This window comes from Tundrisphaera lichenicola, assembly GCF_051175385.1.
GTDB lineage: Bacteria > Planctomycetota > Planctomycetia > Isosphaerales > Isosphaeraceae > Tundrisphaera > Tundrisphaera lichenicola.
On sequence record NZ_CP195106.1, the window covers coordinates 2,998,541 to 3,023,933 of the forward strand.

At 67.2% G+C, this 25,393-nt stretch carries 23 protein-coding genes and 1 pseudogene; 13 read left to right on the top strand and 11 right to left on the bottom strand.

Annotated elements, in window-relative coordinates:
• Nucleotides 1-182 precede the first annotated feature (182 nt).
• The 6 genes and pseudogenes from P12x_RS11835 to P12x_RS11860 all read left to right on the top strand — a co-directional run bounded on the left by P12x_RS11835 (nt 183) and on the right by P12x_RS11860 (nt 7,215).
• Complete coding sequence (locus P12x_RS11835; protein WP_435011074.1) at nt 183-1,550, top strand: RNA polymerase sigma factor; 1,368 nt, start codon at nt 183-185, stop codon at nt 1,548-1,550.
• A 305-nt stretch (nt 1,551-1,855) separates the two neighbouring features.
• A pseudogene (locus tag P12x_RS11840) lies at nt 1,856-2,290 on the top strand (IS110 family transposase); the annotation flags it as partial.
• Nucleotides 2,291-2,381: 91 nt separating this feature from the next.
• Nucleotides 2,382-3,197 (top strand): IS110 family transposase, encoded by an 816-nt coding sequence (locus P12x_RS11845; RefSeq protein ID WP_435011075.1) that lies wholly within the window; start codon nt 2,382-2,384, stop codon nt 3,195-3,197.
• Nucleotides 3,198-3,596: 399 nt separating this feature from the next.
• Nucleotides 3,597-4,493, top strand: a complete 897-nt coding sequence (locus P12x_RS11850) for a S1 family peptidase (RefSeq protein ID WP_435011076.1) — start codon at nt 3,597-3,599, stop codon at nt 4,491-4,493.
• A gap of 8 nt (nt 4,494-4,501) precedes the next feature.
• Nucleotides 4,502-5,692 (top strand): bifunctional glutamate N-acetyltransferase/amino-acid acetyltransferase ArgJ, encoded by a 1,191-nt coding sequence (gene argJ / locus P12x_RS11855; RefSeq protein ID WP_435011077.1) that lies wholly within the window; start codon nt 4,502-4,504, stop codon nt 5,690-5,692.
• Nucleotides 5,693-6,165: 473 nt separating this feature from the next.
• Nucleotides 6,166-7,215 carry an FAD:protein FMN transferase gene (locus tag P12x_RS11860; protein ID WP_435011078.1) on the top strand — a complete coding sequence of 350 codons (1,050 nt, stop codon included), beginning with the start codon at nt 6,166-6,168 and terminating at the stop codon, nt 7,213-7,215.
• 366 nt (nt 7,216-7,581) lie between these two features.
• Here P12x_RS11860 and P12x_RS11865 read toward each other — a convergent pair whose 3' ends face one another.
• Nucleotides 7,582-7,734, bottom strand: a complete 153-nt coding sequence (locus tag P12x_RS11865; protein ID WP_435011079.1) for a hypothetical protein — start codon at nt 7,732-7,734, stop codon at nt 7,582-7,584.
• A gap of 208 nt (nt 7,735-7,942) precedes the next feature.
• Here P12x_RS11865 and P12x_RS11870 point away from each other — a divergent pair, with 208 nt between their 5' ends.
• The gene (locus tag P12x_RS11870; protein ID WP_435011080.1) at nt 7,943-8,290 is read left to right on the top strand and encodes a hypothetical protein; all 348 of its coding nucleotides are present in this window, start codon (nt 7,943-7,945) and stop codon (nt 8,288-8,290) included.
• A 13-nt stretch (nt 8,291-8,303) separates the two neighbouring features.
• Nucleotides 8,304-9,887, top strand: coding sequence for a Gfo/Idh/MocA family protein (locus P12x_RS11875; protein WP_435011081.1), 1,584 nt, complete (start codon nt 8,304-8,306; stop codon nt 9,885-9,887).
• A 55-nt stretch (nt 9,888-9,942) separates the two neighbouring features.
• On the opposite strand, the gene P12x_RS11880 is transcribed toward P12x_RS11875, so the two are convergent.
• The gene (locus tag P12x_RS11880) at nt 9,943-11,487 is read right to left on the bottom strand and encodes a hypothetical protein (RefSeq protein WP_435011082.1); all 1,545 of its coding nucleotides are present in this window, start codon (nt 11,485-11,487) and stop codon (nt 9,943-9,945) included.
• A 295-nt stretch (nt 11,488-11,782) separates the two neighbouring features.
• Here P12x_RS11880 and P12x_RS11885 point away from each other — a divergent pair, with 295 nt between their 5' ends.
• From P12x_RS11885 to P12x_RS11905, 5 genes are all read left to right on the top strand, one after another.
• Nucleotides 11,783-12,886 (top strand): glycosyltransferase family 4 protein, encoded by a 1,104-nt coding sequence (locus P12x_RS11885; RefSeq protein WP_435011083.1) that lies wholly within the window; start codon nt 11,783-11,785, stop codon nt 12,884-12,886.
• On the top strand, nt 12,883-14,160 hold the full coding sequence (locus P12x_RS11890) for a glycosyltransferase family 4 protein (RefSeq protein ID WP_435011084.1): 1,278 nt from the start codon (nt 12,883-12,885) through the stop codon (nt 14,158-14,160). The genes P12x_RS11885 and P12x_RS11890 overlap by 4 nt, the downstream gene beginning before the upstream one ends.
• Nucleotides 14,161-14,208: 48 nt before the next feature.
• Nucleotides 14,209-15,483: a glycosyltransferase family 4 protein gene (locus P12x_RS11895; protein WP_435011085.1), complete on the top strand. Its 1,275-nt coding sequence runs from the start codon at nt 14,209-14,211 to the stop codon at nt 15,481-15,483.
• A 111-nt stretch (nt 15,484-15,594) separates the two neighbouring features.
• Nucleotides 15,595-16,002 (top strand): hypothetical protein, encoded by a 408-nt coding sequence (locus P12x_RS11900; RefSeq protein ID WP_435011086.1) that lies wholly within the window; start codon nt 15,595-15,597, stop codon nt 16,000-16,002.
• 54 nt (nt 16,003-16,056) lie between these two features.
• A complete protein-coding gene (locus tag P12x_RS11905) occupies nt 16,057-17,337 on the top strand; it encodes a glycosyltransferase family 4 protein (protein WP_435011087.1) in 1,281 nt (426 codons plus the stop codon).
• A gap of 4 nt (nt 17,338-17,341) precedes the next feature.
• Here P12x_RS11905 and P12x_RS11910 read toward each other — a convergent pair whose 3' ends face one another.
• The 9 genes from P12x_RS11910 to P12x_RS11950 all read right to left on the bottom strand — a co-directional run bounded on the left by P12x_RS11910 (nt 17,342) and on the right by P12x_RS11950 (nt 25,229).
• Entirely contained in the window at nt 17,342-17,536 is a 195-nt protein-coding gene (locus tag P12x_RS11910; RefSeq protein WP_435011088.1) for a type II toxin-antitoxin system HicA family toxin, read from the bottom strand.
• Nucleotides 17,533-17,739, bottom strand: coding sequence for a type II toxin-antitoxin system HicB family antitoxin (locus tag P12x_RS11915; protein ID WP_435011089.1), 207 nt, complete (start codon nt 17,737-17,739; stop codon nt 17,533-17,535). The genes P12x_RS11910 and P12x_RS11915 overlap by 4 nt, the downstream gene beginning before the upstream one ends.
• Before the next feature lie 755 nt (nt 17,740-18,494).
• Nucleotides 18,495-19,835: a Gfo/Idh/MocA family protein gene (locus P12x_RS11920; protein WP_435011090.1), complete on the bottom strand. Its 1,341-nt coding sequence runs from the start codon at nt 19,833-19,835 to the stop codon at nt 18,495-18,497.
• 124 nt (nt 19,836-19,959) lie between these two features.
• On the bottom strand, nt 19,960-20,739 hold the full coding sequence (locus P12x_RS11925) for an anti-sigma factor domain-containing protein (RefSeq protein WP_435011091.1): 780 nt from the start codon (nt 20,737-20,739) through the stop codon (nt 19,960-19,962).
• On the bottom strand, nt 20,736-21,293 hold the full coding sequence (locus P12x_RS11930) for a sigma-70 family RNA polymerase sigma factor (protein ID WP_435011092.1): 558 nt from the start codon (nt 21,291-21,293) through the stop codon (nt 20,736-20,738). Before P12x_RS11930 ends, P12x_RS11925 begins: the two co-directional genes overlap by 4 nt.
• A gap of 75 nt (nt 21,294-21,368) precedes the next feature.
• Nucleotides 21,369-22,655 carry a fasciclin domain-containing protein gene (locus tag P12x_RS11935; protein ID WP_435011093.1) on the bottom strand — a complete coding sequence of 429 codons (1,287 nt, stop codon included), beginning with the start codon at nt 22,653-22,655 and terminating at the stop codon, nt 21,369-21,371.
• A 64-nt stretch (nt 22,656-22,719) separates the two neighbouring features.
• Complete coding sequence (locus P12x_RS11940) at nt 22,720-23,679, bottom strand: ISAzo13 family transposase (protein ID WP_435011652.1); 960 nt, start codon at nt 23,677-23,679, stop codon at nt 22,720-22,722.
• Nucleotides 23,676-23,921, bottom strand: a complete 246-nt coding sequence (locus tag P12x_RS11945) for a hypothetical protein (RefSeq protein WP_435006007.1) — start codon at nt 23,919-23,921, stop codon at nt 23,676-23,678. Before P12x_RS11945 ends, P12x_RS11940 begins: the two co-directional genes overlap by 4 nt.
• A 261-nt stretch (nt 23,922-24,182) precedes the next feature.
• Nucleotides 24,183-25,229: a hypothetical protein gene (locus P12x_RS11950; protein ID WP_435011094.1), complete on the bottom strand. Its 1,047-nt coding sequence runs from the start codon at nt 25,227-25,229 to the stop codon at nt 24,183-24,185.
• Nucleotides 25,230-25,393: the final 164 nt, after the last annotated feature.

Sequence of the window (25,393 nt, forward strand, 5' to 3'; positions counted from 1 at the left end):
AGGGTGTATCGCTTCGCCTGGGACTTCAACGCCGAGGATGAGGGCCCGAGGTCGATCGAAGACCCTCACCCCAGCCCTCTCCCGAGGGGAGAGGGAGTCAGGAATCCGAGAAATCCGGAATAACCCGCCCCGCTCGCCCCATTACACCGGGAACAAGGACGCCTTCCCGGAGACCGGCCCTCGTGAGCAACGGACACCCCGCGACCCGAGACCGACACCTCCGGACCCTGTTCAGCCTCGGGGCGACCGGCCAGCTTTCCGACGGTCAGTTGCTCGAACGGTTCTCGAACCGACCCGGCGAGCCGTCGGAACTGGCCTTCGCCGCGCTGGTCGAGCGGCACGGCTCGATGGTCCTCCGGGTCGCCCGGTCGGTCCTCCGGGACGAGCACTCGGCCCATGATGCCTTCCAGGCGACCTTCCTGATCCTGGCCCGCAAAGCCCGGTCGCTCTGGGTCCGAGACTCGATCGGCCCCTGGCTCCACGCCGTCGCCTATCGGACGGCCTCCGACCATCGATCCGCCGGGATCCGGCGGGCTCGGCACGAGCGGATCAGTGCCAGGCCGGAATCCTACCAACCCCGCCAGCCCGACCGCGACGACCTCGCGCGAGCCATCCACGAGGAGATTGCCCGGCTCCCGGATCGTTACCGTTCGGCGGTGGTCCTCTGCCACCTCGAAAGCCTGACCCAGCAGGAGGCCGCCCACCAACTCGGCTGGCCGGTCGGGACCCTCCAGAGCCGACTGGCTCGCGGCAGGGAAAAGCTCCGAGACCGCCTGACCCGTCGAGGTCTGACCCCCGGAGCCCTCGGCGTGATCCCCCCGATCTCGGCCCCCGGCCCCCTGGTCATCGCGACCGCCAGGGCCGCCGCCACCATCTCCACCGGAGGCCCGATCGCCGGGACGATCGGCCCCGCCGTCCTGGCCCTGATCCAGACGTCATCGAAAGGGATGCTCATGACGAAGCTGAAACTCGGAGCGGTCGCCCTGGTCATGGCCGGGGGAATGGTCGTATCGACGACCGGACAAGGATTCTGGCCGAATGACGTGCCGACCGGAGAGTCGGCCCCGGAAACGCCAGCCCGGGCAATCGAGCCGAAAAGCGAGACCGACAAGGCCAATGCGATCCCGCCTCCCGCCGACGGGCGGGGCTTTCCCTACCTGCTCGAATTCTTCGAGACTCAATCCGTCGTGGGCCTCAAAAATCACCAGGACATGGCGGCCCTGACCCGAGCCGGTTACCCGATCAAGTCGTATGAGGCCGTCATTCATTCCGATGGGCCTTCACCCGGAATGAAGATGGCTAACCAATATCAAGTTCATGCTTATCCGACCATCCTCCTGGTCGATGGCGTGGGCCAGGAGATCGCACGGATCGGGGCCCTCGAAGGCCCGGCGAAGATCGCGGCGTTCTACAACGAGAATCGGACCAAGGCCCAAGTGGAAACCATAATATCGAACGAGTACCAGGCCGTGGACAATCCCCAACCGCTGAGGGAGCGGACGAACGATGACAGGCCGGAAGAGCCTGTTTTTATCGGGTATGAACGTTAGCAGGGCGGTGACCAAACACCGCTCCTCCCGCTTGCAACGTCCTGGCACTCCGGCTTATATCTAGGGATACCGGATTCGGGACGGGGTGAAGCGGATACGATCGAATGCCGTCCGGGCATGGGGCGGGCCGTTCACCTCGGGGCCGGTCGATGATAGATATGGGCTTCGAGCCCGGTTTTTTAACTGACCACCCCGCGGCCCACCCGGTTGAGCCACGAGCTCGAAGAGGTAAGTGCCGTTCGGCCCACTTGGCTCGCTCCCGCGAGCTGCACCCGCCCACGCCCGGTCTCGACGGAGGCATGGCAATGGATCGATACGTCGGCCTCGACCTCCACAAGCAGTTCATCGAAGTCTGCGCCCTCGATGACAAGGGCAAGGTCGCCTACCGCGGCCGCACCGGCTGCCTGCGACAGGAGCTGGAGGCGTTCGCCCGGGCCCAGCTCACCAAGACCGACCACATCGCCCTGGAGGCCACCACCAACACCTGGGCCGTCGTCGACGTCCTCCGCCCCTTCGTGGCCCGCGTCGTCGTCGGCAACCCGCTCAAGACTCGCGCCATCGCCGAGGCCAAGGTCAAGACCGACAAGGTCGACGCCGAGGTCCTCGCCCAGCTCCTACGCTGCGACTACCTGCCCACCGTCTGGCAGCCCGACCAGGACACCCAGCAACTCCGCGGCCTGCTCACCCACCGCGCCGCCTTGATGACCCAGAGGTCGCGGGCCAAGAACCGCGTCCAGTGCCTGCTCGCTCGCCTGCTGCTTCAGCCCCCCTGCAAGGTCCTCTGGACCAAGACCGGGATGGCCTGGCTGAAGGCCCTCGACCTGCCCGCCCATGCTCGACTGGCCCGCGACAGCGAGGCTCAGGCAGATCGCCCTGATCGACGGCGAGCTCGCCGAGATCGACAAGGAATTGGCCGAGTCCGCTCGGAAAGAGAAGCGGGTCCAGCTCCTGATGACCATCCCCGGGGTGAACTACGTGGTCGCCCTGGGTCTGCTCTCGGCGCTGGGCGACATCGGCCGATTCCGCGATGGCGACCACGCCGCCAGCTACCTGGGGCTAGTCCCCTCGACGAGGCAGTCGGGCCGCAAGTGCTACCACGGGCCGATCACCAAGTCGGGCAGCCCCCAGGCCCGCGGCCTGCTGACCCAGGCGGCCCAGCACGCCAGCCGCCACCCCGGCCCGATCGGGGCGTTCTTCCGCCGGCTCTCCAAGCGGAAGAGCCGCGCGGTAGCGATCACGGCGGTGGCCCGCAAGCTGGTGACGATCGCCTACCTGATGCTCAAGAACAACGAGCCGTACCGCTACGCCAGGCCGGAGCTGATGCGCGAGAAGTTCGCCAAGCTCCAGGGGGCCGGCACGCAGGCGGCTGAGGGAACACAGGCATCGCCCCGGGCCAAGGCCGGATCGGGCCTGGCGGAGGTCTACCGGTCGGCCCAACTGCCTCCCGTGACGGCGCCTGAGAGCCTGCCCGCCGGCGAGCGTCGGATGCTCGCGGAGCGAGAACTAGGGGATTTCGTCCGGGGGCTGTACCAGGGGAAGTCGGCCGATTCTGGAGCAGAGCCGGCCGAGGATCGAGGCCGGAAGAAGGGCGAGCAAGAGCCAGCGAACTCAGGCGAGACTGGCCGCCCGGCGGGGCGGCGGAAATGAGATCTTCTTTTAGATATCAGGAGTAGGATTGTGTTGATTGGTTGGGGCGCATCGTCTCTCGTCCCGTGACCGCCGGGGCGTGGGCGGCATCGATCCCCGGGGGCTCTGCCCCCGCACCCCCGGGATTTTCCGAGGCATGGCTCCGGTGTCCGAAGCGGGCTGGAAGGACAAGCGACCCCTGGACGACCGGGGCCGGCCAGGGGCCTCGTGCGCCTCGGCGCACCGTCGGCCCGGTTATTCCTCGTCCGGTTGCGTCCCCGCAGAGCCTGACTCCGCTTCACCGAGCCGCGTCATTGTAACAAATCCGCCGTCGAACCACGGGCAACACTTGACACGTTCAGAGGTACCTATCAGGATCTCCCGAAGCCCTGGGAAACCGTAGTCCGGATCAAGTTCCACTTGAGCGAGACGGAGTGGGGCTTCGGGTCCGGGACGGTCATCATGAGCACGCCCGAGGAGTCGATCATCCTCACCTGTGCCCATCACTTCCGGGTCAAGGGCCAGACCCTACCGGCCCCGAAGGATTTCCGCGTGCCGATCACGGTCGACCTCTTCGACGGAGAAATCACCGGAAATCAGCCTGCGACCGTCCATTGCTCGGAGAAGGATATCCGCGGCGAGGCCATCGACTACGACCTCACCAATGATGTCGGCCTGATCCGGATCAGGCCGGGGCGGGTACTGGCCGCTTCTCGCGTCGTCCCTCCCGACTGGGAGCCGCGCAAGGGGATGAAGATGTACACGGTCGGTTGCTCAAATGGCCGCGACGCGACCGCCTGGGACACAATGATCCTCGACCCCCGGGTCAGGATGACCAACAGTTCGACGAAGCAGGATCTCGCCACGATCAAGTGCGCCATCCAGCCGAAGCAAGGCCGGTCCGGCGGCGGCCTGTTCACGATCGATGGATATGTGGCGGGCGTCTGCAACTTCGCCGATCCCAACGAAAAGGCCGGCCAATACGCGGTCCCCGAGTCGATTCACAGGTTGCTCGACCGGAATGGAATGGCGGCAATCTATATTCGGCTGACTCCCGACGATCTGGTGGCAAGTCCGAAGGAAGATGCAACCCATCCAATCGGGCAGGAATCGCCCGCATCGAAAGGGCCGACCGAGCCTCCACTGTTGCAACCGGCCCCCGAACCTCCCGCCTCCGATCCAGTGTCCGATCAGGCACGTCGCCTGGACGAACTGGAACGCAAGCTTGACATCATCATCGAAGCCCTGAAAATCGATTCCCTGAAGGACGCCAAGGGCGACTTCGACGGCAGTCCCCCAATCCGCAAGCAACGATAGAGGCCCCGATGACCGACTCGACCAGCCCCCTCTCACTTCCCCAGGGTTTCCGGGCCTCCGGCGTCCGCGCGGGGATCAAGCCCTCGGGGGGGCTGGACATGGCCGTCCTGGTCTCCGACCGCGAGTGCTCGGCCGCCGGGACGTTCACCACCAACCGGGTAGCCGCCGCCCCGGTCCACTGGGACCGGGCGCTCTTGCCCTCGGACTCGATCCGGGGGGTCGTCATCAACGCGGGGAATGCCAACGCGGCGACCGGCCAGCAGGGGCTCGATAATGCCAAGGCCACGGCGTCGGGGGCGGCGGCGGTCCTGGGTTGTCGGACCGACCAGATCCTCGTGGCCTCGACCGGCGTGATCGGCCACCAGTTGCCCATGCCCCGTGTCGAGGCCGGACTTCGCCTGGCGATCGACGAGGCCAACGCCGAAACCTCCAGCTTCCATGACGCCTCGCACGCCATCATGACCACCGACTCCCGGCCCAAGGTCGTCTCCCTGCAAAAGACCATCCAGGGCAAGACCGTCACCCTGCTCGGGATGGCCAAGGGGGCGGCGATGATCGGGCCGAACATGGCCACGATGCTCGGCTTCCTGCTGACCGACGCCAAGGTGAGCCCCGACGTCCTCCACTCGATCCTGAAGGAGGCCGTCGAGGACTCGTTCAACTGCATCTCGGTCGAGGGGCACATGAGCACCAACGACACTGTCCTGGCCCTGGCCAACGGGGCCTCGGAGGTCGAGGACGTCGAGGCCCTCGCCGGGATGATCACCGAGGCCTGCATCACCCTGGCCCGGATGATCCCCGACGACGGCGAAGGGGCCACCCACCTGATCACGATCGACGTGGAAGGGGCCCGGAACCGCGACGATGCCCGGGCCATCGCGCGAGCCGTTGCCGACAGCCCGCTGGTCAAAACTGCCATACACGGGGCCGACCCCAACTGGGGCCGGATCGTCTCGGCGGCGGGCTACGCCGGGGTCCCCTTCGACGAGCCCGACCTCTCGCTCTGGCTCAACGAGGTCCACCTCTACAAGGATGGGGTCCCCCTGCCCTTCGATGATGCGGCTACCTCGGCCCACCTCCGGGCCAATCGAGAGACACACATCCGGCTGGTCCTCAACCACGGCGACGCCGCCATCCGGTTCTGGACCTGCGACCTCACCGCCGAGTACATCCGGCTCAACGCCGATTACACGACCTGAGCCGGGCGGGCGGAGCCGCCGGAGGCTTTGGAGTGCGGGAGCTTGCTCACGCTTTGCCGGGGCGGAGCTTGCTCCGCCGGATACGGCTCGAGGCGTCTCCGATTCCCGGAGCAATCTCCGGGGCCGAAAGCGGAAGCAAGCTCCCGCACTCCAAAGCGGCTCCGCCGCGTGGGAAGCCGATCGTTTCCGAAGTGCCGCCCTGGAGTGCGAGGGGCGACGATCGACCTCGAAGCGGGTCCATTCGGGCATCTCGAATCCCATCGCGCAAGCGACCGCCAGGTCTCGGGAAATCACCAGACCCTTTTCCAGGCCGGGAGAAACGATATACTCGATTGATGAGCGTCCCGACGCTCGACCCGCCCTGACGGCCGCCCCGCCCCCGGCCGATTCGTGCCTTGCCGATCGTCCCTCGTTCCCTGGATGGCCGAGCCATGGTCCCGGACGGCGTTGAACATGGCACCCCAAGGCGACCGGTGAGCCGGCGTGACCTGTTTCGCCGACGGCCCTCGGCCCCATCTCCGGTCAGCCCGACCGCGCCGATCAACGGGTCGTACTCGCTGATCAACGCCAGCCGTTCGCTGATGGGATCTTACTTCGAGGTCCGCCTCGGCGTCGGCGTCCCCGGAGCGGTCGACCTGGCGACCCGGGCCCTGGACGTGGTCGAGGAACTCGAAGCCCAGCTTACCGTTTACAACGACGAGTCCGAAGTCAGCCGGCTCAATGCCTCGGCCCATCTCGGGCCGGTCGAGGTGGAAGACGGACTGTTCCGCCTGCTCCAAAAAGCCATGGAGCTCGGCCGGGCCACCGGCGGGGCCTACGACGTGACCGCCGGGGCGCTCTCGATGGCCTGGGGGTTCACCCGAGGGCCGAGGCGAGTCCCCGACGCCGCAGCCCTGGCCGAAGCCCGCGAGCGGACCGGATCGGGGCTCCTGAAGCTCGACCCCGAGCGCCAGACCGTCGCCTTCGACCGGCCCGGGGTCGTGATCAACCTGGGGAGCATCGGCAAGGGGTACGCCATCGACCGGGCCGCCGACGTGATCCGAGGCCACTGGTGGCCGACGACCGCCCTGATCCACGGCGGACGGTCGAGCCTCTACGCCCTGGGGTCCCCCCCCGACGACTTCGGCGGTCGCTGGCAGGTCGCGCTCCGGAATCCGTTCCACCCCGACCACCCGCTCGGGACGATCCACCTCCGGAATCGGGGGATGGGGACCTCGGGATCGAGCTTCCAGCAGTTCGAGGCCGGGGGCCGGGTCTTCGGGCATATCCTCGACCCGAGGACCGGCGAACCGCCAAGCGACGGCCCGGCCTCGGTGACCGTCCTGGCCCCGACCGCCGCCGAGGCCGACGCGCTTTCGACCGCCTTCTACCTGCTCGGCCCCGAGGGGTCGGCCCCGCTCCTGGCGAGCCGACCCGACGTCGGGGCCCTGTTCGTGACCCGGCCCGACCCCGGATACCCCCCGAGGGTCGAGGCCCTGAACCTGACCACCGCCGACTACACACCCCGGCCCCGGCCGAGGTGAACCGATCGGCGAACGCCCCGCGAATTGAAGAAGGAGGAGTCCCCTGGCCGCCCCTCGACGCTACTATCCCGGGTTCTTCGGCGCCCTGTTCCTGGTCGCCCTGAGGATCGCGATCGGCTGGCACTTCCTCTATGAAGGGACCCAGAAGATCCTCTCGACCCCCCAGGGCCAGGCGTCGATCCTGGGCAAGATCTTCCCGATCCCCGAAGGCCCGCCGTTCACGTCGGAGGGCTACCTCCGGAACGCCTCCGGGCCGCTCGCCCGCCAGTTCCGGACCCTGGTCCCCGACGTCGACAGCCGGGACAGGCTCGACCTCGACAAGCTCCAGGCGTTCTGGTCGGCCGACCAGAAGCGGATCGCCGACCATTACGGCTTCGACGAGGCCCAGCGAGCCTCGGCCGTCAAGGCCCTGGACGACAGCCGGCACGCCGCCGAGGACTGGTTCAAGGCGGTCGAGAACGGCGAGAGGGTCAAGAAGTACCTCGACGAGCTGGCCGAGATCGAGGCCGTCGAGAACAACCCGAGGGCCCTCTCGTATCAGCTCGAAGTCGCCCGGGCCGACCGCAAGGCCGTCGAGGCCGACCGCAAGGCGCTGGCCAAGGAGATCGAGACCTGGACGGTCGCCCTCCGCGACAACCTGGCCAAGATCGCCACGCCGGAGCAGCAGAAGGAAGCCGGCGACTACGTCCCCCCGCTGGACCAGCTCCAGAAGATCGACCTGGCCACGATGTGGGGCCTGACCATCGTCGGGTTCTGCCTGATGGCCGGGCTGTTCACCCCCCTGGCCGCCCTGGGCGGCGCGGCATACCTGCTGAGCTTCTACCTGAGCATGCCCCCCTGGCCGGGGCTCCCCGAGGGGATCACCGAGGGGCACTACCGATACGTCAACAAGAACCTGATCGAGATGCTGGCCTGCCTGGTCCTGGCCAGCACGCCCAACGGCCTCTGGATCGGCGTCGATGCGCTGCTCTTCGGCTGGATCGGCCGGGGCCGTCGTCGCCGCGAGCTCCTCGAAGAATCGCAGCCGCCCGAACGCCCCGCGCCCCAGGATCGTAGGAAATTCAAATCCCGCTGACACGGAGTGACCGATGCTGAACCTGACCCCCGAGCAGCGAGCCCTGGGACGTGCCAACGCCAACGAGGTGATCGGCTCGACCCGCCGCGACTTCATCAAGGCGGCCGCCGCCGCCCCCGCCCTGGGCGCCTTCTACTTCGGCTATCAGTCGATGGGCGACCAGAAGCCCGTCCGGGCCGCGATCATCGGCACCGGCGACGAAGGCTGCCAGGCCATGATCCGGTACCACAACCGGGACTACGTCAACTACATCGGCTACTGCGACATCCGCCCCTCGCAGGCGGAGCGGGCGGTCAAGGAATTCTCGGCCCACAAGGATTACACCCCCGAGGACGTCAAGGGCCTGAAGAAGTACGAGGACGTCGATGCGATGCTCGCCGACGCCGACGTCGAGATGGTCGTCATCGCGCTGCCGCTCTGGCTCCACGCGCCGATCGCCATCAAGGCCATGAACGCCGGCAAGCACGTCTTCTGCGAGAAGCTGATGGCCCACAACATCGGCGAATGCAAGGAGATGGTCAAGGTCGCCCACGACAAGAACAAGCTCCTGGCCATCGGCCACCAGCGGCACTACTCGGCGCTCTACGACAACGCCAACTACCTGGTCCAGGAAGGGCACCTCGGCGAGATCCGGGCCATCCGCGCCCTCTGGCACCGGAACAACGCCTGCCCGCAGATCGAGAAGGACAGCGACGGCAAGCTCGTCTACGACGAGCAGGGCAACCCGGTCTACAAGAAGGACAAGAACGGCCACGTCCTCTACTTCGACAGCTGGAAGAAGCCGACCCCGCTGGCCGACGAGAAGGTCGACTTCGCCAAGTATGGCTACAAGAGCCTCGAAGAGCTGATCTGCTGGAGGCTCTACGACCGGACCGGCGCCGGCCTGATGGCCGAACTGGGCAGCCACCAGCTCGACGCCTGCTCGATCTTCCTCGGCAAGAAGCACCCCCTGGCCGTCACCGGGATCGGCGGGACCTTCTTCTACACCGACGGCCGCGAGGTCGACGACCACGTCTTCGTCAACTTCGAGTTCCCCGGCAAGACCGAGTCGGGCAACGACCACACGGTCGTCACCTACTCTTCGATCAACACCAACGCGTTCGAAACCTATGGCGAAGAGCTGATGGGCTCACGAGGGACGATGATCGTCGAGGGGGAGAAGGAGATCCTACTCTACAAGGAGATCGACCGGAACACCTGGAAGCCGGGCCTGGGGACCCCGAAGACGACCAACGTGACGGTCGAGACCAAGGCCGGCGGCAAGCCGGTGGTCGAGGCCAGCCCGAGCGCCGCCGGGCCGTCGGCCGCCGCCAGCTACGGGGCCATCGCCACGGCCGACCCATCGCGGGGCTACCGCGAAGAGCTCGAGCACTTCGCCTACTGCATCCGGCACGGGAACGCCTCGAACTACCACGAGGACACCGAGCACCAGCCCAAGTGCCGGGGCGAGGTCGCCCTGGCCGACGCCGTGATCGCCCTGACCAGCAACATCGCCATGCGTCAGAAGCGCCGGATCGAGTTCAACCCCGCCTGGTTCGACTGGCAGTCGCCCGAGGTCCCCGAGAAGTCCGGCAACGAGGTCGCCCGCCGGGCCTGATCTCATGACCATTGGTGGATGGGCGAGGGTCGATCGGCCCTCGCCCATCGGCCGATCAATCCGATCGCCCGGCGAGGCCCCGCGCGGGAGATTCGATCCTCCGATAGAGCGTGGCCGGTCCGGCCTCCCGGACGATCGCCCAACCCGGTCGTCCCCGGAAGGCCCGGTCGTAACCCGAGCCCGTCCGGACCAGCGCGTCGTCCACCCGGTACTCCGAAAGCCAGCGCATCAGGGCCTCGGGATCGCGCTCCGCCCGGTCGTAGCGGGTCAGCCAGTCGTCCCCATAAAGCTCGCATCGGTCGTCGGTGAAGACCAGCGCCCCGGGGACCTGATCGATCAGGAATCCGCCCAGAATGTCCTCATTGAAGAAGTGAGGACGGGCCCCGCCTTCGGTGGTCTTCCGGAGTTCGGGAAGCAACTCGACCGGCCAGTAACCCGGGTCGAGACCCGCCCACCCTCGGCCGAGGACCGGCACGCGAGCCCCGGCGATCTGCAAGCCCAACGCGACCGCGACCAGAACCGCCGGCCCGATCCAGGAAAGGTCGATCCCTCGGACGACGCCCACCCTCGGTCGCCGGAATAGATCCCGCCCCGGTCGCCCCAGCCAGTCGCCCAGGCGGGACTCCGGGATGATGTCCGCCAGGCCCACCAGGGCGGCGACCCCGAAGAGCGGTGCGTTGCGGACCCTCGATATCGTCAGGGCCAGCCAGATCGGGGCGATCAGCCAGGTCACGCGCCATCGACGGACCGGCACACCGACCAGCGCGATCCCATAAATCAACCCTAATCCACCGATCATCCATGTGGCCGGGTCGTCGGCCCGGGGCGGCGCGTGTTCGATGATCATCCGGGGGATGACCGGCGAGGCCATGATCTCCACCCAGGAGGCCGGCATCCGGACGCCGTAAGGATTCACCAGGAAGGTCAGCCCGCACGCCCCGACGATCGAGCCCAGTTCGATGCCACGCCCGAGGCTCGATGCCGGCGAGTCCCGGCCCGCCAGCCCGAGCAGCCACCAGCCCCCGACCGCGAGGGCCAGCGTCGCCAGGCCGCCGAGGACGCCCCCGTGGGTGTTGGTCCAGATCAGGAAGACCGGCACGAGCCACCAGAGCCACCGCGTCGGCCGACGGCCCGAATCGACGTCGACCAGCCAGGCGCAGGTCAGCCCGAAGGCGAAGATCGTCGCGATCATCGGCCGGACGTGGAAATGGATCGCCGAGGTCCCCACGCCCACCAGCACCAGGACCGTCGACGGGAGCCAGCCCAGCCCGCCTCGGAGCAGTCGATGGGCCATCCACGCGTAGAGGACCGCCAGGATCGTGACCGTCCCCAGCAGGAGCCCGTCGAGCCCGGACAGTCGGTCGACCACCGCCATCGCACATTCCCCGAGCCACTGCTGAGCGATCCAGGGCCGCCCGTCCTGGGTGAAGCTGAAGGGGTCGGTGGCGAAGAATCCCGCCCCGTCGAGGATCCGGCGGCCGACGACCTTGTGCCAGAAGCTCCCCGGATCGCGGAACAGGCGGCTCCGCCCGACGACCATCAAGTAGAGCCAGATCCCCAGGCCAATCCCGACCTCGGGGCTCCAGAATCTTCGGCGCATCGGGCGGGGCCTCGACCGTTCGATTTCGGGGAGTCGGCAATCCGGGGCGAAGGCCCCATCCTAATTATGGGACGCGAACGTTCCCGGCGGGCGGCTTATTCCGACCGATCCGGGCCGATCCGTCCGACCTTGACCCTTCCGGGAAGCTCTGTTACAACGCCGGCGCCGACCCGTTCCGACGGGCCTTGCTTCGGCGAAGACGGGGCAAGGAGGCCCCAGTGCCAGGCCGGGAACTCCCCCCCCGGGCCGGGCATGCGGAAGGATACCGAGGTCCGTGGGAGACGGAGCCCCAGCCGTGCCGAAGATCGCCTGCCTGACCCCCATGTACTTCAGCGACGAGTCGTATATCGGCGGGGGCGAACGCTATCCGCTGAACCTCTCGCGAGGGATCGTCGAGAGCACCGGCGGGGCCTACTCGGTCGACCTGATCTCCTTCGGACCGGAATCGAGGAGCCACCAGCTGGCCCCGGGCCTGACGGTCCGGGTCCTGGCCGCGGCCCGCCCCCCGCGGAACCCGCTCGACGTGGTTTCTTGGGAACTCCCCTCGGCCATCGCCGACGCCGACCTCGTCCACGTCCACCAGGCTTACACCCGATGCTCCGAGGTCGCCTACCTCGTCGCCAAGCAGCAGGGCAAGCCGATCGTCGTGACCGATCACGGCGGGACGACCAGCAGCCTCGGGACATCGATCGGCAGCCTCGAACTGGCCGACCACATCATCTCGAACTCGAAGTTCGGGGCCGCCCTCTACCGGACCAGCACGCCGATCACGGTCATCAAGGGGGGCGTCGACGGGGCCCACTTCACGCCCCCTCGCCAGCGAGTCCCGCGCGATCGCATCCTCTTCGTGGGCCGGCTCCTGCCCCACAAGGGGATCGACCAGCTCATCACCGCCCTGCCCCCCGAGCTTCCCCTGACCGTCTGCGGTCGACCGTACCTGCCCGAATACTTCGAGGTCCTCAAGGGGCTCGCCGCCGGCAAGGACGTCACCTTCATCACCGACGCAGATGATCATGAGATCCTGGATCTCTACCGTCGGGCCTGGGTCAACGTCCTCCCCTCGGTCTACCGCGACTACTACGGCCAGACCCACCTCTGCCCCGAGCTGATGGGCTTCACCCTCCTGGAGGCGATGGCCTGCGGGACGCCGGCCATCTGCTCGAACGTGGCCGGCATGCCCGAATATGTCCTGGACGGCGAGACCGGCTTCGTCTTCGACGACCCGCCGATGCTCACCGACCGCCTCAGGCGGCTCGCGAACGACCCGGACCTCGTCGAGCGACTCGGCCGCCAGGCCCGTCGCCAGGTCGACGTCGAATACGACTACCGGATCGCGGGGTCCCGGATCGTCGACGTCTACGAACCGCTGATCTCCAACGCCCGGGAGGTGGCCGCTTGAAGATCCTGGTCCTCAGCAACCTCTACCCGCCCGACGTGATCGGGGGCTACGAGCTGGGCTGCAAGCAGGTGGTCGACGCCCTCCGGGACCGAGGGCACGACCTCCGCGTCCTGACGATCGCGCCCAGGACCCCGGCCCCCCACGAGCCCCACGTCCAGCGAGTCTTCAAGCTCAGCGAGGTCTGGAACAGCAACCGCTACGTCCTGGACGCCAACCACCAGGTGACCAACCGGCTGATGCAGGCCGAGGCCACGGGCGTCAGCGCCTTCAATGTTCATGCGTTGACCCGGGCGATCGACGAGTTCCGACCCGACGTCGCCTACGTCTGGATGATCGTCGGGGTCGGCGGGCTGGGGCTGATGGGCGCCCTCCAGCACCTCCGGGTCCCCTGGCTCTGGCACCTGATGGACGACGTGCCGGTCGCCCTCTGCCGTCCCGGAGGCCGGATCATCGAGCCGCTCCTGCGCGAGCTGGACCGGCAGCTCGACGGCCGCTACCTGGCCTGCTCCCGCCAGCTCGTCGACGAGATCGAGGCCGGCGGGATCCGGCTCCGGCCCGACGTCGACGTGGTCCCCAACTGGGTCGTCGGCCGGCCGCCCGAGCCCCGGGCCGACCACTACAAGCCGGGCGAGACGCTCCGGATCATCGCGGCCGGACAGATCGCCCCGCACAAGGGTGTCGATATCCTGATCGAGGCCGCCGCGAAAGTCCGGGCCCGAGGGTTCGAGAACCTCGCCGTCGACATCTACGGGAACGTCGAGGATCCGGCCTTCCCGACCCTGGTCCGCCGCCTCGGGCTGGATGGCCACGTCAAGTTCCCGGGTTCGAGACCGCAATCCGAGCTGGCCCGGCTCTATTCGACCTACGACGTCTTCGCCTTCCCCACCTGGCACCGCGAGCCCTTCGCCTTCGCCCCCCTGGAGGCCAGCTGGAGGGGCTGCGTCCCGCTCATGTCCCAGCTCGGAGGCAACGCCGAGTGGGCCGTCCACGGCGTCCACTGCCTCAAGGCCGACCGCAACCCCGACGCCTTCGCCGACTCGCTCGTGGCGATCCTCGACGGCTCGGTCGACCTGGGGCCGATCGCCCGCCGGGCCGCCGCGGTGATCGGGCGGGATTTCCACCTCGACGCCCAGGTCCCCAGGATCGAGCAAGCCCTGACCTCCGTGGCCGGTCGGTCCCGGGCCGGCGCGGGGACCTCGGCCGAAGCCTACCGGATGGCCCTGCTGGCCGAGAAGCTCACCAAGGTGCTCGTCCAGGAAGCCGCCTGCGCCTGAATTGTTGACCATGCCCCCGACTCGTGAAGGTCGCCGGAGACTGGCCCAGTGAAGATCCTGGTCCTCAGCAACCTCTACCCGCCCGACGTGATCGGGGGCTACGAGCTGGGCTGCAAGCAGGTGGTCGACGCCCTCCGCGCCCGAGGGCATGACCTCCGCGTCCTGACCTCGGCACCGAGGACCCCGGCCCCCCACGAGCCCCACGTCGACCGGTCGCTTCACCTCAGCGAAGTCTGGAATGATTACATGTTCCAGCACAGCCGGCCGATCACCGCACACCTGCTCCAGGCCGAGTCGTCGCTCATCAGCGCCTTCAATGTTCATGCGTTAACCCGAGCGATCGACGAGTTCCGACCCGACGTCGCCTACGTCTGGATGATCGTCGGGGTCGGCGGGCTGGGGCTGATGGGCGCCCTCCAGCACCTCAGGATCCCCTGGCTCTGGCACCTGATGGACGACGTGCCGGTCGCCCTCTGCCGGCTTTCCGGCCGGGTCGTCGAGCCGCTCCTTCGCGAGCTGGACCGGCAGCTCGACGGCCGCTACCTGGCCTGCTCCCGCCAGCTGGTCGACGAGATCGAGGCCGGCGGGATCCGGCTACGGCCCGACGTCGACGTGGTCCCCAACTGGGTCGTCGGCCGGCCGCCCGAGCCCCGGGCCGGCTACTACAAGCCGGGCCGGACGCTCCGGGTCATGGCCGCCGGCCAGATCAACCGGAACAAGGGGGTCGACCACCTGATCGAGGCCTCCGCGCGGCTCCTCGACCGAGGGTTCAGGGACTTCACGATCGACTGCTACGGCAAGGTCGAGGACCCTTACTGGCCCGCGTTGGCCCGGACCCGCGGCCTGGATCGGCACTTTTTCTTCCCGGGTTCGAGACCGCAATCCGAGCTGGCCCGGCTCTATTCGACCTACGACGTCTTCGCCTTCCCCACCTGGCACCGCGAGCCCTTCGCCTTCGCCCCCCTGGAGGCCAGCTGGAGGGGCTGCGTCCCGCTCATGTCCCAGCTCGGAGGCAACGCCGAGTGGGCCGTCCACGGCGTCCACTGCCTCAAGGCCGACCGCAACCCCGACGCCTTCGCCGACGCCCTGGCCGCGATCCTCTCGGGCGAGGTCGACCTGGGGCCGATCGCCCGCCGGGCCGCCTCGGTGATCGGTCGAGATTTCCACCTCGACCGGATCCTGCCCTCGATCGAGCGGGCGTTGACCTTGGCCGCCGGACGGGATCGCGATGGCGCGGGCTCCGGCGACGAGGCGTATCGCATGGCCCTTCTGGCCGAGAAGCTCACCCGTGTCTTCATTCATGAGGCCATTCCCGCGGCTTGAGCGAAGCGACGATTCAAGTGAAGACGCCAATTCCACCGATGATCAGGATAATTAAGGGCCATGGCCCGATCGAAAGGTCGCCGGCCTAACGCATAAGGGGATCGAGTCGCGATGGACCATCTGGCATTCTATAACACCGGCTGCGATCCCGAGCCCGGACTATCCCGGCTCAAGCTCTGGGTCCGTCGCCAGGTCCGCAAGGTCCTGCTGCCCCCCTCTCGGCGGCTCGTCGAGATCCTGACGAGCCTCTGCCACCGGCTCGACGTCGCCGAGCACGAGTCCCGAGAGATCCGCCACCAGGTCGACGACCTCCGCCGTCGGCAGGAAGAACAGGCCGCCCGGCTCTCGTCGACGATCGCCTTCGGGTGGGATTACGTGGCGATGGTCCGGCGCCTCGCGGTCCTGGAGGAGCACGTCGATACCCTGCTGAAACGCGAAGAAGCCGGGGCGAGCCCGGACCAGGCCGACCCCTCGGTCCGATTCCACGGGCACGAGGCCGAGCACATCTCCCGGTCCTGAATCGCCCGACCCGATCCATCCCGATCCGAACCCCGAGCCGAGCGGAGCCGCCCGATGGCGCCCCATTTCCCGATCCCTCGACGTGAACCCGCCGAACTCCCCGCCCCTCCGGTGGCCAGGCGGCTCCTGCCCGTCGCCGCCGGCCCGAAGATGCGGGTCCTCTCGGTCCTCTCGTCGAGCAACCAGATGTACTCGGGGATCGGCCGGGCCTTCTTCGAGCTGACCGCCCGGCTCCGGGAGCGGGTGGACTTCGAGATCGCCATCGATGACCTCTACCCGAAGAACCTCGACCTCGTCGTGGACTTCGGCCGACGCCACGAGATCCCGGTCCACATCGGGCCGAGCCTGACCTCGCCCCGATCGCTCGACTCCTTCAGCGCGACCTTGCCGATCCAGCTCCGCCGGACCGTCTGGGACGCGGTCGAGACCCTCTGCTGGGCCAACTCGGCGACCAACGGGGTGGTCCTCCGCGAGATCGGCAACCGGGCCCTCGTCTACACCCCGCACTACCAGCCGCTCTGGACGGTCCCGATGTCGGACGAGGTCTCGCACAACACCGACGACGTCCACCATCGGACGGCCCGCCGGGCCGATGCGGTCCTCTGCGACTCCACCTGGGAACGCCAGGTCGTCCAGGCCCAGACCCACGGTCGGAACAACTGCCTGAACGTCCCCCTGGGCTCCAACCCCGGCGAGTACCGCCCCGGCCCGCTCGAACGGAAGCCCCACCTCCTCTTCGTCGGCGACCTCGCCGAGCCCCGGAAGCGGTTCGACCGGATCCTGGCGATCCTCCCGAGGATCCTGGAACGCTGGCCCGACATGAAGCTGGTGGTCATCGGCAACGGCAGCGACCGGGCCCTCGAACGGATCCCGCACGAATTGAGACATGCTTGCCTGCTGAAAGGTTATGTGTCCGAATCCGAATTGCGTCAGTCCTACGCCGAGAGTCGCGCCGTCTTCCTGCTCTCCGAGTTCGAAGCGTTCGGGATCCCGATCCTGGAAGGGCTGGCCTCGGGGACCCCGGTCTTCCTGACCGACCTGGCCGTGACCCGGAGCGTCTTCGAGAGCTTCGCCGGGGCCAGGTTCTGCCCCGGCGATGACGCCGACGCCACCTTCGCCATCGTCGAGCGGACCCTCGCGCAGGGAGAGGACGCCATCCGCGAGACCCTGGCCGACCGCGACCGGATCGCCGCCACCTTCGACTGGGACGGCCTGGCCCTCCGGAAGTGGAAGGCCCTCTCCTCCGCCTGGTTCGCCCGCCACTACCTCGACCACCCCTTCCGGGGTCCGATCGCCTACGATGTCCTCTGCGGGTCGAAAGTCCTCGCGGGTTAAGCGTTCAACGATCCTCTCGATCGTCTAGCCCGAGTTGACGCCGGATGATCGAGCAGAGTGTCTCGGCGACCTCCCGATGCCGTGGCACCGGTGCTTGCTGCCCGCCGGCGGGGTTCCGGTAAATATCATGACGCTTGCCGTGGCGGTGCAACACACATCCGCCTTGTTCCAGCTCTCGGATCAGGTCCAGACGCTTCATACCTCCAATTCCACCGGCCGGCGGCTGGCCGACTCCGGCGCGGGCAGACGGTCCTGAGTGATCATCAACTCATATGCTTCCTGGATATTCTCGTCCAGTTCATCCAGCGTATTACCCTGGCTGAACACTCCCGGAACCTCGACGAGTCGCCCGACATACCAATCACCATCTTGCCAATATTCGAGCGTGAATCGATGTTTCATCACGGCTTCCTGGTTGCTTGATGGATGTCCGGACCGGTCCAAGAAACGGATCGACTCTCTCGCTCTCGTGGGGAACTCCACCGCCCCTTCCCAGGGCCGGTCCATACCGAGGCTGTCGCGGGTCGAAGGCGTTAGCGGGGCGATCGAGAATGCCTGGCGAATATAGCAACTCGTGAGCGAGTTGATTTCAGATTTCTTTCAGTTTCCCGCGAAGGCTTCGGAGAGTACGGTCGCGCGCTTTGCAAGGCGCTTTCAATTCCAGTTCCGAAATTTTTCGTTCGAGCCAATGTCGTGTGCGGACTCGATTTTTGACGCGGCGTTCCAGTGAATCGCGACGGAGTTGCATGATGCAAAGCCGTAGATAACGCCATGTCCGGAGAGCTTGCCTCGGCGGGACGGGTGTTTTCGTCCCCAGGCAGACCATACTCCTTCCACATCCGGGACACACGACCGAGCCAGGATCGAACGTCGGACGACGCGACGCCCTGCGGCAATCGAAACAGAGCCAGGAGGAGTTCGATGGCATCGGACCACCTTCGTCATCATCAATGGCCCCCGACGCACGATCTTGATTTGCCGCACGTCGAACTCTTGCGATCGCGGCCGATCCTCTCGGCTCGACGATCCCAAGCCCATCCTCATATTCGCGCAAAGCTACAATTCGTTAACAGGTCAATTTCCAGGATTTCTAAAAGAAGCCCCCACTTCCGCCGAGAAGTGGGGGCTTGTCGATGTACTTCCGGGCTGGATGACGATCAGACCACCGCGGGCACCTCGAATCCCTTGCGGTAATTGCGGGTCAGCAGGGCGTCGGCCTGGGCGTCGTCGACGAACGACTCGGTCGAGGGGTTGATGTGGAGCTTCCGGCCTAGCTTGTAGGCGATGTTCCCCAGGTGGCAGTAAGCGCTGGAGAGGTGGCCTTCCTCGATGTCGGCGTTGAGCGACCGGACATCGCGGGTCCGGACGGCCTGGAGGAAGTTGTTGAAGTGGTCGCCGCCGCCCTTGCCGCCTGGGCCCTTCTGGTACTTGGGACCCATGAAGGTCTGCCAGTCGGTGTAGCTGGTGATGGCCAGGACTCCCTCGGACCCGTAGAAGAGGTCGCCGATCCTCACGCCCATCTCGTCGTTGGTGGCCAGCCCTCGGACCTCGAACTGGAGGAGGGCGTCATCGAACTCGAAGGCGGTGGTCAGGGTGTTCGGGGTCTCGCCGTCGTCCTCGTAGCCGTATCGGCCGCCCGACGACATGACGGTCTTGGGGAACTCGCGCTTGCCCAGGCCCCAGCGGGCCAGGTCCATCTGGTGGATCCCCTGGTTGCCCAGGTCGCCATTGCCGGTGTTCCAGACCCAGTGCCAGTTGTAGTGGAGCTTGTTGGGGTTGAACGGGGTCAGCTCGGCCGGGCCAGTCCAGAGGTCGTAGTCGAGCCCTTCGGGCACTGGGCCGACGGGCTTGTGGCCGATCGAGCCTCGGGGCTTGTAGCAGAGCCCCTTGGCCATGTAGAGCTTGCCGAGCTTGCCGGATTGCAGGAACTCGATGGCGTCCTGGATCCCCTGGTGGCTCCGGCACTGGGTCCCGGTCTGGACCACCTTGTTGTACTTCCGGGCGGCCTCGACCATCTTCCGACCTTCGAAGATGTTGTGGCTGACCGGCTTCTCGACATAGACGTCCTTGCCCGCCTGGCAGGCCCAGATCGTGGCCAGCGAGTGCCAGTGGTTGGGCGTGGCGATCGAGACGACGTCGACCTCGGGGTCGTCGAAGACCTTCCGGAGATCCTGGACGTACTTGGGCGCCGAGCCCTGGAAGGTCTCGATCGCCTTGGTCGCCGGGCCGATCACGTTCCGGTCGGCGTCGCAGATCGTGGTGATCCGGGCGTCCTTGAGCTTGAGGTAGCCCGCGACGTGCTCCATCCCGCGCCCGCGGACGCCGATGATCGCCACCCGAAGCTGGTCGTTCGGGCCGACCTTCTTCGCCTCGGCCGCCCTGGGCTCGGCGGGCGTTTCCTCGGCCCGGGCTCGGGTCGCGGCGGCTTCGAAGGCGGACAGGCCGGCCGTCAGGGCGGCCGAATGCTGGAGGAACCGTCGACGGTCGATCGCGGGCATGGCGGCGTGACTCCTGGATCGAGGTAGGTCGGTCTTTGGGCGGGGACGATGAGCTTCATCAGACCTTCCTGAACAGGTCACGTCAAGGGTTGGGAGCCTGGAGGAACAGCCCCCGCAGGCCGGATCAACGTCCCGAAGGATCGGGCGAGACCTCGCCCGCCAGCAGGATCCGGCGCCGGTCGGAGACGACCACGCCCCCGGGAGGTTCCAGGGTGATGGCGAACAGGCTGGGCCGGCCGACGTGCAAGAGGGGCCGGACGGGCACGACCGTCGGGGCCTTTCCGTCGCCGATGGTGAACGCGCCGCCGTCGATCGGGTAGCGGGGATCTCTCCGATCGTCGAAGATCCAGAGCTGATAGGCCCCTCGCGAGGGGTCGACCGCCGCCAGGCCGACCAGCTTCAGGTAGCCTTGCTGGGCATCCTGGCTCCAGACCATCTCCCCGCTCGCCCCGGCGGCCAGCGGATGATCGGTCGCCTTCAGTCCGAAGGTGGTCGACTCCCCGCCGTCGATGGGACGATCGGGCCGCGAGGGCGGTGGGGGCCCGGCGGGCCAGAGGGCCACCGTCGTGACCAGCCACGAGGCCGCCGCGGCGATCCAGCCCGAGGTGGCCACGAATTTGGAGAATCGCGACCGTCGACGGATCGGCCTCGGACCTTCGAGCCTGCGATCGAAGTCGGCCTCGATCCTGGCCCGGAGGGTCGAGGGGAGCGGCTCGGTCGGATCGGCATCGAAGGAGACCGCCAGGCTCGCGGCGACGATCGCCAGCTCGTCGGGCGAGACCTGCGGAGCGTCCTCCAGGAGCCGATCCAGCTCGACCATCTCGGCGTCGGAGAGGCCGTCGAGAGCCTGGTCGGCCAGCAGGTCGAGGAGGCGATCCTCGGGGAACTCGGGGGGATGGCTCATGAGTCCTCCCCCCGGACCGGGACCTGCTGGGGGGCACCGAGCAAGGCCCGGAGCCGGATCAGGCCGCGACGGGCGTGGGTCTTGACCGTGCCCAGCGGCTGCCCGATCGACCGGGCGATCTGGTCGTAGCTCAGCCCTTGCTGGATCGAGAGGACCAGGACCCGCCTCTGCTCCTCGCCAAGCTCGCCCAGGGCCCTCGATGCTCGAGCGGCCTCGTCGGCGACCTCGACCGGGCAGGTCCCGGGATCGTCGGCGGCCAGCCCTTCGGGCAAGGGGCCGGCATCGGGGCTCCGTCTCCCCTTCCTCCGGCGGTCGATCAGCCTCCGGCGTGCCACCAACGCCACGAAGGTGGACTCCGAGGCCACGTCGGGGTCATACCGATCGGCGACCTTCCAGAGTTCGATGAAGATCTCTTGCACGGCATCCTCGGCGTCGGACGGGCGGGCGGAGAGGCGGCGGGCCAGCGACCAGACCAGCCCCCCATGCCGGTCGATGCATTCCCGGACGGCGGCCCGGTCCCCCTCGGCGATCCGTCGGAAGATGGAGTCGGTCACTCGTCGAGGCCTCCCCACTCCCGGCCGGATCGCTCCCACATGCACATACCCGCCTTCAATAGTCATGAGTGATCATCAATGCGGGATCAAGACCGAGTCGATGACGTGGTAGATCCCGTTGTCGGCCTTGAGGTCGGTGTCGATCGCCGAGGCGTCGCCGATCCGGAGCCGGCCGCCTTCGATACCCACCTTGACCGGCGACCCTTGCGTCGTGGTCGCCTTGCCCGAGGACACCGCGTCCCGGGCGGAGACCTTCCCCGAGATCACGTGGAACCTCAGGACCTGGCGGAGCATCTCCCGCTTGGAGGGGTCTTCGAGGAGTTGCCTAACCTTGTCGTCGCCCAGCTTGCCGAAGGCCTCGTCGGTCGGGGCCAGCACGGTGAAGGGGCCATCCCCCTCCAGGTCGTCGTCCAGCCCCGCGGCCCGGAGCGCGGCGACGAGGATCTTGAATCGAGGCTCGGCGCCCAGGACTTCGGGCAGCCTGTTCGACGGCTTGGGCAGTGTGAGCACTCGATCAATCACATGAATGATCCCATTTTCGCACTTGAGGTCGGCGCGGATCACCCGCGACTTGTTGACCTTCGGCCCGCCCTCGGTCGAGAACTTCACCTTCGGCCCTTCGAGGGTCGCCACCTTGCCCAATTCGGAAAGCTCGGCCGCCGAGAGCGCCCGGGGCAGGACATGATACTTGAGGATCGAGGTCAGCGTCTCGCGATTCTTCGGCTCCAGGAGGGCCTTGAGCTGGTTCGGGTGGATCCGCTCGAACGCCTCCTCGGACGGGACGAAGACCGTGAACGGCCCGTCTCCCTCGAGGGCGTCGCCGAGCCCGGCCGCCTCGATCGCGGCGAGGAACGTCTTGTAGCCCGCCCGCTCGGCCTGCCGGAGGATCGTGGCCTTCGGCGGGATCAGGACATGGTCGATCGCGTGGATCAGGCCGTTCCGACAGGCGATGTCGGCCTGGACCACGACCGCCCCATCGATGGCGATCCCGTGGCCGTTGGCCGCGATGGTGGGGCTGGCCCCGTTCAGCGAGGCGGGCCGCTTCTCGTTCGCCAGGTCATGAGCCGCGATCCGGCCGGGCAGGACGTGGTACTTGAGCAGGTCGATCAGGTCTCCCCGCCCTTCGGGCTTCAGCAGGGCTTCCAGGGTCCCGGGCGGGAGCTTGGCGAACGCCTCGTCGGTCGGGGCCAGCACGGTCAAGGGTCGATTCCCCTTCAACGCGCCATCGAGGTCGGCCAGGACGACCGCCGAGACCAGGGTCCGGAACGAACCCGCCGAGGCCGCCGTGGAGAGGATGTCCTGCTGGTCGGCCCACGCCGAGGCCGGGACCAGTAGACCCAGGGCCAAGATCATTCGGGGCATTGCCTTCGATCCCATGAGACGATCCTTCGGTGTTAAGGATCGCCGATTCGATAACTTCCCGAAGTCATGATTCGCTCGGGACCGCCCTGTAGTTCCACTTCGGCAGGATCTCGTCGAACACGATCTTCATGTCCTCCTTGAACCCTGCCGCATACTTCCGCCCCGTCTGGTACACCTTCTCCAGGATGTCCACCGTCACCCGCAGCCCCGTGCTCGTGCTCGCCTTCTCCATCAACTCCTTCACCAAACCCACGCTCTCGAAGATCACGCCCTGGCAGGCTCGGGTCAGGTGCGGGAACAGCCGATGCTCGATCGGGTTGTATTTCGAGCAGTACGGCGGGTAGTGCGCCACACGGATCTCGATGCCGAGCCGATCGACCAGACCCTGGAGGTCCTCCTTGAACAGGTACTGGCTCGCACTGTTGCTGCCGCCGCCGTCGCACAGCAGCAAGATCGAGGTCGCACGGGGATAGCGGGCTCGGCCCTGGCCCTCCCACCACCGCTCGATGCTGTCGCAGGCGAACTCGCCCGTGTCGTGGCTGGTCCCCAGGTTCACATGGCCGTCGTTCTCCTTCACGTCGTACAGCCCGTGGGGGATGACCACACCCTCGGCGAAGCTGGGGAAGTCATGGTCGAACGTCCCAATGACCCCTTGGGTCAGGAGGTGCCCGGCCCGGTAGAAATTGCCGATCAACTCCTTCTTCTTGGTGTCGATGCTCACGATCGGGTTGTCGGTCCCGAGATACTCCCCCTTCAGCCGGGCGATGTTCTCGAACTGCTGGTTGCGGTCGGGATGCCCGCCCATCGCCCTGGCCTTCTGGGCCTTGCGGGTGACGTAGCCGTGCTTCTTGAGCAGTTGCTTGACCACCGGCACGCTGACTGGGGTGCCCGCCTCGGCCAGGTGGCCGGCGATCTGCTCATAGTTCAGGTCGGTCCAGCGGACCCCCTGCCGCATCGGGTCACCGGCCGTGCGATCCCGGAGCACCCGGAGGAAGTTCTCCTCCAGGAGCGGGATGGAGCCTATGCACGGCTTCGGGCCGCCCCTTTTTTACGAACCCGATCGCCGAGCCCGTCAGGGAGTCGATCCAGGTCCTGTTGGCCCTGGCGGATCGTCTTGGGATCGCAGCCCAGAAGCGTGGCGATATATTCGGTGCCCCCATGGCCGAGCTTGGCGGCCTCGATGGCCGCATATCGCCTGCGGTCCTTCTCCGAGAGCGAGTCGTGGAACATCCGCATCGAATGCTCGATCTCGGGGCTGTACGTCATGGCTGGGCGTCCGTTGCGAGGTCGTGATCGTCCTGGCTACGGTTATACGATGCCGAAGGCGTATCGGGAAGTTATCGAATCGGTGGTCCTAAGTGGCGGGCGGAGGTCCACATTTCAAGCATTCGCCGGAACGAACCTGGCGGATTCGAAATTCCGGCCCCGATTCCGGCCACGAGCCGAATCCAGGGCGCACCCTCTCCGCGAGCGACCGACAAATCGCCCCGACATCCTCCCTTGATCCTGGAACATAAACCGACAAACTTACGCAAGGAACCCGACCGATCGCTTCGAGAGCCCCCCCGAAGCAATCCTCATCGGAGATCCCCGATGCGTCAGGCGATCGGCCCCACGCCTCGAACCCGACCCACCCCCCGCGCCGAACGAACCCGAGACTTCTGAATCATCCTCTTCCATCGGTTCCGGGATCGGGATCAGGGCGGCCGCCTCGGCCTCGACCCTCCGGAATTCCTCCAGCGCCTTGTAGACCGCGCGCTCGGCCGCCGCCTCGTACCGACGGGCCAGGATCGCCTCCTTCGAGGGATCGAACCCCGACCGATCCGCCGCCCCCAGCCGGTCCCGATCGATCGCCCCCAGGTCGAGCGTCTTCCGGTGCTCCAGCAAATCCTCGATCTCGGCGTCGATCAGGTCGGCCATCGCCCGCCTGGCCCAGTCGATCCGGTCCGGGTCGGAGAGCCCCGTGCCGTCGTCGGCCAGGAGGAACTTGAAGTTGCCGATGATCGCCTCGGAGAGGGCCCGGACCCGAGTCACCGGGACCTCGGCCCAGCGACGGCCGGTCAGGTTGGCCAGCCGATCGCCGAAGGTCCAGTCCCATCGGCCGGTGTTCAACTCTTCCCGGATCTCCAGGAGCGCGGCGATCAGCCGGTCGACCCCCTCGGGCATTGACCGGAGCTTCCGCGAGATCGTGGCCGGCTCGCGGATCAGGTAGGACATCGCCTCGTCGACCTCGGCGATCCGAGCCTCGTCGAAGGCCGCCTCGGCATGATTGGCCCGATGGGAGTTCGCGGCCAGTTCCTGCGAGGCACACCGCTCGACCCGCACGGTCATCCGGGCCACCCGCCGGACCAGATACCGGCCCATCTCGGAGGTCGGCCGCATCTCGTCGAGCATCGCCGCCGATCGCCGCTCGACCTCGGCGGCATCCCCCTCGGGCACGACGACCCCATCCCCCGCCATCCCGTGCTTCAGGGCGTTGCACCGCGAGATCGCCTTCCCTTCGGGAGTCACCGGCCCCTTGCTCTTGAGGCCGTTGGCGCGAGACGCGGCGATCTGGGCTTCGGTCCGAGGCATCGGCGAGGACTCCGGGTGCGGTTCGTATGTGTTTGGGGAGTTGCTCCCTTTTGAGGATAGAGATCGTGAAATCCGGCCTCGCCTTATCATAGAACTTCGTCTCGCACAATCTTCCACCCGCATTCGACCCTTGAGAGTCCGCGAGCAATCGAGTAAAAGAATAG